Below are 13005 nucleotides of genomic sequence, written 5' to 3' on the forward strand. Positions count from 1 at the left end.
TTCAGGCCGCGGAAATCCCCGACGCCGCCGCCTACCAACTGCATCCCGGTGTCCTCGACGCCGCCTTGCAAGCGGCGGTCGGGTTCAACGCCGGAACGGCGGGCTTGCCTTTTGCCGTGGATGCCTTGACCTTGTACGGCGCCTGCCGCGATGGCGTCTGGGCGTTGCTGGAACAACGGGAAAGCCAGGGCGGCGGTACCACCTTTGACATCACCCTCTGTGACGAAGCCGGCCACGTTTGCCTGATTGCCGAGCGGGTCACCGTCCGCGCCGCCGAACAGCAGCCTTCGCGTTCCGATGCCGACGACCAAAAACCAATGCTGTTGTTACCCCGGTGGCGTCGCGACGAAACCGCCCCGCTTGCCCCGTGGCCGCAAGCCGAGGCGCGGATCCTGATCTTTGGCGGTGCCTCGGACCAGGTCACCGCCCTGATGACGCGTTTCCCCGCCGCGGTGACATTGCAGGCCGAACCGCGTCAAACGATTGAATCCCTCGCCGCGCAATTGGCCGAGGTCGGTCCTATCGATCATCTGTTTTGGCTCGCGCCGGTGCATACAGGACTTGATTTCTTAATTGACGAACAGGAGCGCGGCGTCCTTTTGTGTTTCAAAACCATCAAGGCCTTGTTGCATTTGGGTTACGCTGACCGCGCGCTGGGCTGGACCACGATCACGACCCAAACCCAGAGCGTCGACGGCTTTGGGGTCGGTGCCGCCGCCCACGCCTCGGTGCACGGTTTGATGGGGGCTTTGAGCAAAGAGGTTCCCAACTGGTTGGTGCGCCAGATCGATGTGCCCGCCGACGAACCCTTGCCGCTGCAACTGCTGCTGGGCGTCGCGGCCGATGCCAAGGGCGAGGTGGTCGCGGTGCGGACCGGCATGGTCCACCGGCAAGTTTTGCTACCTTACGCGGCGTCTCAGCGAGAAAGCCGTTACGCGATCGGCGGTGTTTATGTGGTGATCGGGGGCGCCGGCGGGATTGGGCAGGTTTGGTCCCGTTACCTGATCGAAAAATACGACGCCCAACTGGTGTGGCTCGGCCGCCGCGCCGCGGACGCCGCCGTGGAACAGGCGCTGGAAGCTTGCGCCGCGCTGGGCAAGCGCCCGCTTTACCTGCAAGCCGACGCGAGCGACCACGACGCTTTGCGCGCCGCCTACCGCACCGTCAAAGAACAGTTCCCCCGCATCCACGGCCTGGTCCACGCGGCCATTGTGTTGGACGACGGCGCGCTGCGCAACATGGACGAGACGCGCTTCCGCGCCTGCTTGCGCGCCAAGGTCGACGTGGCCGTGCGTTTGGGTCAGGTATTCGCGCGGGAACCCCTCGACTTCGTGCTGTTTTTCTCCTCGACCCAATCCTTCAGCAAAGCAGCGGGCCAGAGCAATTACGCGGCCGGTTGCACCTTTAAGGACGCCTTCGCCCTGCAATTGGGTGATGCCCGCGAGGGTTTGGTGCGCGTCGTGAACTGGGGTTACTGGGGCGAGGTGGGCGCCGTCTCCGGTCAAGCCTACCGCGAACGCATGGCCAAGGCGGGCGCCGGCTCCTTGGATGCCGAACAGGGGATGGCCGCGCTGGAACAGGTGCTCGCCGCGCCGGTCCCGCAACTATTGTGCGTCAATAACCGGCCGGGCGATGCCGCGCTCCAGATGTTGCCCCCGATTGAGGCCGAGCGCCGCGTCGCGCCGGCACCGTCCCTAGCCGGGGTTTTGGCGCAACCGCCGTCGCTTCAGCCGGACGCGCGATTGGCCGGGGTGGCCGAGGCGCGCGCCGACCTGGACCGCGCGCTGGCTTCGTGGCTGGCCTCGGAAATCGCCGCTTTGGGCTGGTTTGATGACGCGCCGTCGTGGCAGCCGCAAGGTGCCTTGGCCGCTTGGCGCGATGCGACCTTCACCTTGCTCGACGCTCACGGTTTGGTGGATTGGCACGGTGACCGTCCCGTCGCAAGCGCCGAGCTGTTGCCGGTATCGGCCGCGCGGGAAGCCTGGCAACAGGAACGAAGGGTTTATAGCGACGACCCGGTTTTCCGCGAGCAAATCAGCTTGCTCGACCAGGTGATGCCCGTCCTTGGTGCCGTCCTGCGCGGCGAAACCAAAGCCACCGATGTGCTGTTCCCCGGTGGGTCGACCGAACGGGTGGCCGGCATCTACAAAAACAATCCCATTGCCGACGTCACCAACGAGGCCGTCGCCGAATTGGTGGTGGCCGCCGTCAAAGCCCGCCACCAGGCCGATCCCACGCGGCGGTTGCGGCTGTTGGAGATCGGTGCCGGTACCGGCGGCACCAGCGCCGGCGTGTTGGCCGCCTTGAAACCCTTGCAACACATGGTGGAAACCTACAGCTACACCGATGTTTCGCGGGTATTCCTGCAACACGGGGAAACCCATTTCGCCGCCGAGACGCCCTTCCTTGAGGTCCGTCTGCTCGATATTGAGCAGGCGCCCGCGACCGACGATCCCGCCGTGGCAAATTACGACCTGGTGATCGCCGCCAACGTGTTGCACGCCACCCGCGACATTCGCCGCACCCTGCGCCACGCCAAAGCTTATTTACGCCACAACGGTTTGTTGCTGCTCAACGAAATTAACGACCACGGCTTGGCCGCGCACCTGACTTTTGGTTTGCTCGACGGTTGGTGGCGGTTTGACGACGCACCGGCGCGGTTGCCAGGTGGACCGGGCTTGGATCCGGCCCGTTGGCGGGCGGCTTTGCGCGCCGAGGGTTTTGCGCAGGTCGCCTTTCCGGCACAGGCCAACCACGGTGGCGGGCACCAAGTCATCGTCGCCGCAAGTGACGGTCTGGTGGAAACGGCCGTTTCCGCCGCGGCCCGGCCAACAGCGGCACCCCTCGCGCCCACGGCGCGGCCAAAAGTGAAATCGGTCGCACCGACACCCACGGTCTTGGCGAAACCCGTGGTCGCTTCCTCGCGGCCTTCCGGTAAAACCGCCGTTGCCGCTTTTAAAACACTGATCGGCAAAGCGCTCGACATCGCCCCCCACAAACTGGCCGCCGACCAACCCTTGGAACACTACGGCATGGACTCGATTATGGTGGTCCAGGTGACCAACGCGCTGAACAAGGTATTTGGCGGCGTGTCGAGCACCTTGCTGTTTGACATCAACACGATCCAGGCCTTGGCCGATCATTTTGAGCAAACCCAAGGCGCGGCGCTCGCGGCTTGGCTGGGTGAGGATGATACTTCTCACCGGCCGCGGCTTGCTGAACCCGAGGTCGCGGGTCAAGCAGTGCCGTTGCCGCGCCGCTTCAGCGTGGCCCGTCCCGCGCTGCCGGTGACACCGCCGGCGGGTGGCGGCGACATCGCCGTCATTGGTTTGGCCGGCCGCTTTCCGGGTGCCGCCGACATCAACGCCTTTTGGGAAAACCTCAAAGCAGGCAAAAGCGGCATTGGCGAGGTGCCCGCCGAACGCTGGGACTGGCGCGCCTACCACGATCCGCAAAAAGGCAAACCCGGCCGCGCTTATACCCGTTGGGGCGGGTTCCTCGACGAGCCCACCCGCTTCGACGCCGGCTTTTTCCGCATCGCCCCGCGCGACGCCGAGGCGCTGGACCCCCAGGCGCGGCTCTTTTTGGAAACCGCCTACGCGACGCTGGAGGACGCCGGTTACACGCCGGACAATCTGTGCCGAAGCCGCCAGGTCGGCGTGTTTGTCGGGGTGATGAACGGCGATTACGGCTTGCCGAGTTATTGGACCTTGCCCAACCGCGTCTCCTACACCCTGAATTTCCGCGGGCCGAGTTTGGCCGTGGACAGCGCCTGCTCCGCTTCCCTGACCGCGATCCATCTGGCCATGGAAAGCATCAACAACGGCACCTGCGAGCTCGCCCTCGCCGGCGGCGTCAACCTAATTTTGGAGCCCGAGCACTACACCAACCTCGCCGGGGCCGGCATGTTGGCCGCCGGCCCGGAGAACCGCACCTTCGGCAAAGGCGCCGATGGTTTTGTGGCGGGTGAGGCCGTGGGAGCCGTGTTGCTGAAACCGCTGGCGCGGGCTGAAGCGGACGGCGACCACATCTACGGCGTGCTAAAGGGTTCGATGATCAATACCGCCGGCAAAACCCGCGGTTTCACCGTGCCCAGCCCCGACGCGCAACAAGCGTTGGTGACCCGTGCCTTGGAACGCGCCGGTATCGACGCCCGTGCCGTCAGCTACGTGGAGGCCCACGGCACCGGCACCAGCTTGGGTGATCCCATCGAAATCGACGCCCTCAGCCGCGCCTTTCGCCAACACACCGACGCGACCGGATTTTGCGCGGTCGGTTCGGTGAAAACCAACATCGGCCATGGTGAAAGCGCGGCCGGCATCGCCGGTTTGGCCAAGGTCCTGCTCCAACTCAAACACCGTCAATTGGTTCCCTCGCGCAACGCCGCGCCTGCCAATCCCGGCATCGACTTTGCCGCCTCACCTTTTGTCGTTCAGCAAAAGCTTGCGCCCTGGGAACGCCCGCGGGTTGAGGGTTTGGGCGAGTTGCCGCGTCTGGCCGGCATTTCCTCCTTCGGCGCCGGTGGCGCCAACGCGCATCTTTTGGTGGCAGAACACGCGGCGCCCGCGCGACCCACGCCGCCGCTGATGCAACCGGTGATGGTGGTGTTGTCCGCCGTGGATGAAGACCGCCTGCGTGTCGCCGCCGCGCGTTTGCGTGATTGTGTTTCGCAACACCGGCCGCCTTTGCTTGATCTGGCTTTTACCCTGCAAGTCGGACGCGTGGCCATGGCCGAACGGCTTGGGTTGGTGGCCGCCGATCACGACGAACTTTTGGCCAAACTCGCCGCTTTTTGCGACGGCTCAGCCACGGGTGACGACCTTTTGCGCGGTCAGGTCGTCCGTCCGGCCCAAACATCGATGGACGAAGATCTGCAGCAGACCTTGGCGCGTTGGGTTGCCAAAGGATTATTGGAACGTTGCCTCGATTTGTGGGTGAAAGGCGTGGCCGTGGATTGGACCCGCTTGCAAGGTGACCGGCAACCGCGGCGCATCTCCTTACCGACCTATCCTTTTGCGGGCGAACGCACCGCGCGACCGCGGCCGGCCCAGCCGGCCGCGGGTTCGGTTGCCGTGGCAACGCCGGCCGCCTACCTGCGCGAATGTGCCTACATCCCGCGTTGGACCGCGGCGCCTTTGACCACGGACCGCGTGCCGCTTAAGGCAACCGCAACATACGATTCGCGCTTGTCCAGCGGGAAGCGCCAGGAAGGTGCTGAACACCTCGGCACCGTTCTCTTGGTGGCGGGTGAGGGGGGTGGTGCGCTCGAAACGGCCTTGCGCGATCAGTGTCACAAGCTTGGCGCGGCGCGCGTCGTGCACGTGAACCCCGGCGACCGCAACGGCGGCGACACCGATTCCTTTACCCTGGATGTCCAGAATCCGGCGGCGTGGTCGTGGCTTTTGGATCAGCTTCCGCAACCCGACACCCTGATTTTCGTTGCCGAGGGCGATTCCCAGGCCTGTTTGGTGGACCCCGCGACGCGGGAACAGGCCACCTTGCGTTTCGAGGTGCAACTGCTGCGCCTGCTCAAACACCTGCAACAGCGCTGTCCTGTCGACGCATCCGTGAATGCCTATGTCCTGTCTGTTACCCAAAACGGAACCGCGCGCGCCGCCGGCTTGACCGCCGGGGTGGGCGGTTTGGCCTGTTCGCTCGCGCAAGGCGACCATCGTTTTTCCGTGCGCAACCTGCTTCTGGCCGGCGAAAACCAAGCTGAATGGTCGGCTTTGGCGCCCGCCGTCTTGGCCGAGCCGGCCTCGGATCGCGGCGAATGCATCCGCCTCTCGGCGCTCGGCCGCTGCCGACAACGGTTTTTCCCCTTGGACGATGAACCGGTGAAACCCGCTTTGCGCCGCGGTGGGCTGTACCTGATCGCGGGCGGTGCCGGTATGGTCGGCCGTGCCCTAACCCGCCGACTGATCGCGGACTACGACGCCGCCGTGATTTGGCTCGGCCGCACCGATCCGGCGGACGCCTCACTTACGGCCAAGTTAGACGCCTATCCCGCCCCGCGCCGGCCGGGTTACGTCCAGGCCGATCTAAGCGACGGCGCGGCGGTGGCGGCGGCCGTGGTCGAAATCAAACAACAGCATCTCCAAATCCACGGCGCGGTGTTTGCCGGGGTCGCCTTTTTCGAGGATCACCACGGCGTGGCCGAGGTCGACGAGGCGGCCTTCCTGCAAAGCGTGTCGGTTAAAACCCTGGGTGGGCTCCATCTCTACCGAGCGCTGCAAGACGAGGCGCTGGATTTCCTGTGTTTCTGTTCTTCCATCCAAGCCTTTTCGTTCCTGTCCGCGCGGGACAGTGCCGGTTACGCGAGCGGCGTGGTGGCCGCCGACGCCTGGGTTCGCGGGATTGCCGACGCGGCGCCTTTTCCCGTGGGTTGCATCAACTGGGGTTATTGGACCGAAGCACTGGCGAGTCCCCATTTTGGCGCGCTTCGCGAAACCGAGGGTTTTGAACTTTTTGCACGCTTCACCGGATTACAACAACGCCGCGGCCTGCTGCAAATGGCGGCCATGCGGGTCGCGCCTCGCTTGGATGGGATCTTCCACCGTGCCGTCGGTGAGCGGATGCTGTTTGCCCCGACCGCGCTCAACCTGTTGGATGCTTTGGTCGCCCCCGATCAAAAACCACGTGAACCCCAATGGGACGCCAAAAGCGAACACTGGGCCGCGCTGAACCGGCACCTTTATTTATTGTTGTATGTTCAGTTGCAACAGCTCGGCGCTTTGCCGGCCGTTGGGGACTGGGCCGAGATCGCGGCGTTGCGGCAGGGCGCCGGCATCATTGCCAAATACAGCCGCTGGTTTGACGAAAGCCTAAACCTGCTGCGCGGCGTCGGTTACCTGGAACAATCGGACGGTCGCATCCGCGTGATCCGCGCGCCTGCCCCCGCCGAAGCGCGCAAACACTGGGCTGATTGGGAACAGGCGAAACCGGTGTTCCTCGCGGATGCCGATTTCCGCGCCTCGGTGGTGCTGGTAGACGATTGCCTGCGCGCCTTGGATGCGGTGCTCACCGGGCGCAAGCAGGCGACCGACATCATTTTCCCGCAAGGTTCGTTGACCAAGGTAGAGAACCTCTACCGCGGCAACACCGTTAGCGATCACGCCAATCACTGTGTCGGCGATTTGCTGACGGCGTACCTGAAGCAACGCATTGCCGCCGATCCCGAGGTCCGCGTTCGTATCATCGAGGTGGGGGCGGGCAGCGGCGGCACCACCACCACCGTGTTACCCAAGCTGTCGCCGTTCAAACACAACATCGCCGAATACTGTTTTACCGACCGTTCGCGCATGTTCCTCGACCACGCGGCGGCCCGTTACGACACCGATTATCCCTTCATGCGCTACCGCTTGTGGGATATCGAACAGGCGCCGCGCGAGGGGGTCGGCGGCTACGATGTGGTCATCGCCACCAACGTGGTCCACGCCACCGCCGACGTTCGCGCCACCTTGCGGCACACCCAGGCGGCCCTCAAACACAACGGATTGCTGCTGCTCAACGAGGCAACCCGCAAGATGACGGTGCTGACCATTGCCTTCGGTCTTCTCGACGGCTGGTGGCTCTACGAGGACGAGGCCTTGCGGATTGCCGGTTCGCCGCTCCTTGACAGCGCCATGTGGTGCCGCGTCCTGCTGGAAGAAGGTTTTGCCGCGGTGCGCGTGCCCTTGGCCGCGGCGGGTGAGGTGGGCCAACAGGTGTTTGTGGCGGCAAGCGATGGGCTGATGCGCCTCCCCCGTCAAGCCGAGGCGCCGGAGACGTCCGTGCCTGAGCAGACGGTGGGCGAAACAAGCGAAACAAGCGAAACAAGCGAGGGGATCGAAACCACGGCGCGGGGCCGCGAAACCGCGGCTGACTTTGCCCGACACGCTTTGGCCAAGGCGCTCAACAGCAGACCCGAGGCGATCCAAGCCGATGTGCCTTTTGCCGACTATGGTTTGGATTCGATTCTGGGTCTGAACTTCGTCCAGCAACTCAACGAACGTTTCGGTCTTTCCCTCAATACCGCCGTCATTTTTGATTTCACCAGCATCAACCGCTTGGTGCGTTACTTGGAAGAACGGTTCGGCGACCAACTGAAATGCACCGAAGCGGTGCCGGTCAACCCCGTCTCGGTGTCGCCCGCGCCGGCGGTTTCGTTGCCCGGAACGCCCGACGCCCCCGCCGCCAATGACAAAACCGAGCCAAACGCCATGATTGCCGTCATCGGTCTGGCCGGGCAGTGTCCCGGCGCAACGGACCCGGCCCAGTTTTGGGAAAATCTGGCCGCGGGTACGGTCCACACCGGCCTGTTGCCGGAACGCTACCGCGATCCCGACGGCGCGGGTTACGCCTACGGCGGCGTCCTCGAGGAACGCGATTGTTTCGATCCGCTGTTCTTTAACATCACCCCGCGCGAAGCCGCCGCCATGCACCCACACCAACGTCTGATCCTGCAAGAAGCCTGGCGCGCCTTGGAAGACGCGGCGATGGATCCGAAGGCTTTGGACGGCAGAGCCGTCGGGGTGTTTGTCGGCGCCGAACCGACCGGCTTCCGCGGTGAATCCTTTACCGGCGCTTCCGAGGCCATCATCGCCTCGCGCCTGTCCTACCTGCTCAACCTGCGCGGTCCGGCCCTGGTCGTCAACACCGGTTGCGCCTCTTCCGCGACCGCGATCCACTTGGCCTGCGAGAGTTTGCGCCGCGGAGAAACCGAAACGGCCTTGGCCGGCGGGGTCTTCGCGGCCATGGATCCGGCCGGTCTCAACGCGCTTTCCGCCCTGGGGATTCTTTCGCCGACCGGTGCTTGTCGCGCCTTTGACGCCGCCGCGGACGGCACCGTGCTCGCCGAGGCGGTCGGCGTGGTGGTCCTCAAACGCCTGAGCGACGCCTTGGCCGACGGCGACCCGATCCACGGGGTCATCGCCGCCTCCGGGCTCAACCAAGACGGGGCCAGCAACGGCATCACCGCGCCCAGCGGCGCCGCCCAAGAAGCCCTGATCCGCGATGTCTACGAACGTTTCCACATCGATGCCACCAAGATCGGTTACGTGGAAACCCACGGCACCGGCACCACCTTGGGTGATCCCGTCGAGGCCAACGCCTTGGTGCGCGCCTATCGCGATCTGATGGGGCAGGCCGACGAAAAAGTTGCCAATACCGGAACCGGCAATCGGAATGCCGATGCCGGCATTCGGACTGCCGATGCTGGCATTCGGATTGCCGTGGGGAGTGCCAAGGCCGCCGTCGGCCACACCTGCGCCGCCGCCGGGGTGATGGGTTTGATTAAAATCCTGCTCTCGATGCGCGCCAACACCCTTCCCGGCATGCCCCATCTCAAACAAACCAACCCGCTCGTGGAAATCGAGGGCACACCCTTTACCATGCCGAAGCAAGCCGTGGCTTGGCCCGCTTCGCCGGATCAACCGCGTTTCGCCGCCCTCAATTCCTTTGGCCACAGCGGTACCAACGCCCATCTCGTCGTCCGTGATTTTCAGCGCGTCGAGGTGCGTGCCACCGCCGCGACTTATTGGTTGCCCCTGTCCGCGCGGCGCAAGGACCGCTTGCCCCTCATGGCTGAACGGTTGGCCGCCTTCCTCACCGCGTCGCCCGACACGGCCCTCGCCGATGTATGCCACACCTTGCAAACCGGCCGCGAGGCCATGCGCTACCGCCTGCTCGTTCGCGCCGCGGATTCGGCCGAGGCCGTCACCCGCTTGCGCCGTTTTGCCGCCGGCGAAGCCGACGACGCGACCTGGACGGGAAGCGACGGACAAACCGAAACGCCCGCCGGCGATCCCGTGCTTTCCTGGCTTGGCGGTGCGCAAATCGCCTGGGAAGGGCGCTACGACCGCACGCCCAACCGCATCCATTTGCCGACCTATCCCTTCCTGAAAACCAGTTACCCGTCGCAACCGGCGCAAACGGTGCCGGTGGAAAGCGCGCCGACCATGCCGACCGAGGCAACACCCTCGTTGATGACCGAGGCAACACCCTCGTTGAGGACCGAGGAAACACCCTCGGTGTGCCAATCACCATCCACCATGCTGATGCGGCCCAGGTGGCGCGAACAAACCGCCAACCCACAAACGATTGCCTATGACGGTGCCCTGCTGGTGTTGACCCCGTCAGACGCCGTGGCCCGTGCCTGTCGCGCGGCGGGCATGGAAGCCGAGCTGCTACCGCGGGTGCCGGGTGACCTCGCCGCAACCTTTGCACAAGCCGCCGACTTGGTTCTGGCACGCCTGCGCCGGCGCTTGCGGGCCCACGCCGCCGAAGCGGTGTGCGTGCAATTGGTGTTGACCGACGCCGTTCAGGATGCCGCGTTATCGGCCTTGGCCGCGCTCCTCAAAACCGCCGCCTTGGAAAATCCCGCCCTGCGTCCCCGCCTGCTGATCCTGCCTTCCGGTTGTGCCGATGTGGCCGCCGCCGTGGGTGCCGCCGCCGCTGCCGACGACCTGCATGTCTGTTTGGCGCAAGGGCGACGCCGCGTTTTGGATTGGGTACGCCTTGAACCGCAATCCGCGCCGCCGCAACCCTGGAAAGAAGGTGGGATTTACCTGATCACCGGCGGCGCCGGCGGTCTGGGCGCCTTGTTCGCACGGGAAATCGCCGCGCAAACCCAAGACGCCGTGCTGATCCTGACCGGCCGCCGCGCGCCCGACAACTGCATTCAGGCCTTGATCCAGGAATTACAGAATCAGGGTGCCCGCGCCGCCTATCGCCAGGTTGATGTGGCCGATGAAGGCGCCGTGACCACCTTGATCGCCGCGGTCCTGAATGAGCACGGCACCCTGAACGGGGTGCTGCACGCGGCCGGCGTGCATCGCGATAATTTTTTGCTCAAGAAAACCGGCGCGGAATTGTGCGCGGTTCTGGCCCCCAAGGTACGGGGCACCCTGAATCTGGATCGTGCCCTCGGCGATGTCGCCCTCGACTTTTTTGTCCTGTGCAGCTCTTTGTCGGCCGTGACCGGCAACCCCGGCCAAGGCGATTACGCCGCCGCCAACGCCTTTATGGATGGGTTCGCCGCGCAACGCAACCAACGGGTCGCCGCCGGTTGGTGTGCCGGCCGCACCCTTTCCCTGAATTGGCCGCTATGGGCCGAGGGCGGCATGCAACTCGACCCTGACACCCGCCGCCACATGGCCGAGGTCACCGGGATGGTGCCGCTCACCACCGCCGCCGGTTTAACCGCGTTGCGGCAGGCATTGGCCGCATCCGCCGCGCAAGTGGCCGTTTTGGCCGGTGATCCGCGACGCCTGCAGCCTTGGTTCGCGGGCGAGCCGGCGCCACAAACGGCGACGGTCCCGTTGGAAACCGCCGTCGCCCTTAGCGGCGAGGCCGTGTTGGCCGCCGTCAAAAACCTATTCGCGGCCGAGACCGACATCGCCGTTGCCGATCTCGACAGTGAGGAAAGCCTGCAACGCTACGGCATCGATTCCATCCTGATCAACCGCCTCAACCAAGGTTTGTCGCAACCCTTCCCCCGGGTTTCGCGCACCCTGTTCTTCGAGGTACAGACCTTGGCCGAGGTCGCCGCCCGCTTACAGAGCGCGTTTCCCCGCGAATGCGCCGCTTGGTTGCGGGATACCGCTGCCCCCAGCCAAAAGGTCGCCGGCGAGACGCCGACCGCGGCACCGGTTTCAAGCGCCGCGTCGGTCGCGGCCGTCGTGTCCGACGAACCGGCCGCGCGGCGCGAGCCCGTCGCCGTCATTGGTTTGAGCGGGCACTACCCGCAAGCGCCGGATCTACACGCCTTCTGGCAAAACCTCGCCGCCGGCAAAACCGGCATCGGCGAAATCCCACCCGAACGGTGGTCGCTCGACGGTTTCTTCGAACCCGATCCCCGCCGCGCCAAGGCCGAGGGCAAGAGTTACAGCAAGTGGGGTGGCTTCCTCGACGGTTTCGCCGAATTCGATCCGCTGTTTTTCGAGATCGCCCCGCGCGAGGCGATCAACATGGATCCCCAGGAACGCCTATTCCTGCAAGCCGCCTGGGCAGCCCTGGAAGACGCCGGCTACACCCGCGCGCGCATTGCCGACCAACACCGCCGCCGCGTCGGGGTCTTTGCCGGCATCACCCAAACCGGTTTCGACTTTTACGGGCCGTCCTGGCGGCGTCGCGGAGAGCGGGTCAATCCCCACACCTCCTTTGGTTCGGTTGCCAATCGCGTTTCCTTCCTGCTCAACTTACAGGGACCGAGCATGCCGATTGACACCTTGTGCTCGTCGTCCCTGGTGGCGATCCACGAGGCCTGTGAACACCTCACCCTGGGCGCCTGCGAGCTCGCGCTGGCGGGCGGCGTCAACCTCTACCTCCATCCTTCCAGTTACATCTCGCGCAGCGGCTTGCAGATGTTCGCCGCCGGCCCCGTCTGCCGCCCCTTCGGCGCCGACGCCGACGGATTTGTGCCAGGGGAGGGGGTGGGTTGCGTGCTGCTGAAACCGCTGGCGGCCGCGCTGCGTGACCGCGATCCCATTCACGGCGTCATCCGCGCCACCGGCCTCAACCACGGCGGCAGGACCAACGGCTACACCGTGCCCAACCCCGTCGCCCAGGCCGCGTTGATTCGCGAGACCCTCGCCCAAGCCGGCGTCGACCCGCGTCAGGTCGGGTACATCGAGGCCCACGGTACCGGCACCGCCTTGGGTGATCCCATCGAGGTGGCCGGTTTAACCGAAGCCTTTGGCTATTGTGGTGACGCCGGTCGCTTCTGTGCCTTGGGTTCGCTCAAGGCCAACATCGGCCATTTGGAAGCCGCCGCCGGCATCGCCGGGCTGACCAAAATTTTGTTGCAACTCAAACACCGGCGCCTCGTGCCCAGCCTGAACGCCGCAACCCCCAATCCCAACATTCGCTTTGAGGACACGCCCTTCCGTGTCCAACATGAGGCGGCGCCGTGGCCCAAGCCGAAGCGCGCCGATGGGTCGCAAGGCCCGCGTGTGGCCGGGTTGTCTTCCTTCGGGGCGGGTGGCGCCAACGCGCATCTATTGGTTGAAGAGGCGCCCGCCGTGG

At 65.1% G+C, this 13005-nt stretch carries 1 protein-coding gene (cut by both window edges); it reads left to right on the plus strand.

Every position in this 13005-nt window falls within one protein-coding gene, locus J3U88_RS04930, for a non-ribosomal peptide synthetase (protein ID WP_207857246.1), read on the plus strand. The gene is 45303 nt long; 26275 of those nucleotides lie to the left of the window and 6023 to its right, leaving coding positions 26276-39280 in view (codon 8759, partial, through codon 13094, partial); the first codon wholly inside the window starts at position 3. Both the start codon and the stop codon lie outside the window.

The sequence above is a fragment of the Acanthopleuribacter pedis genome (assembly GCF_017377855.1).
GTDB lineage: Bacteria > Acidobacteriota > Holophagae > Acanthopleuribacterales > Acanthopleuribacteraceae > Acanthopleuribacter > Acanthopleuribacter pedis.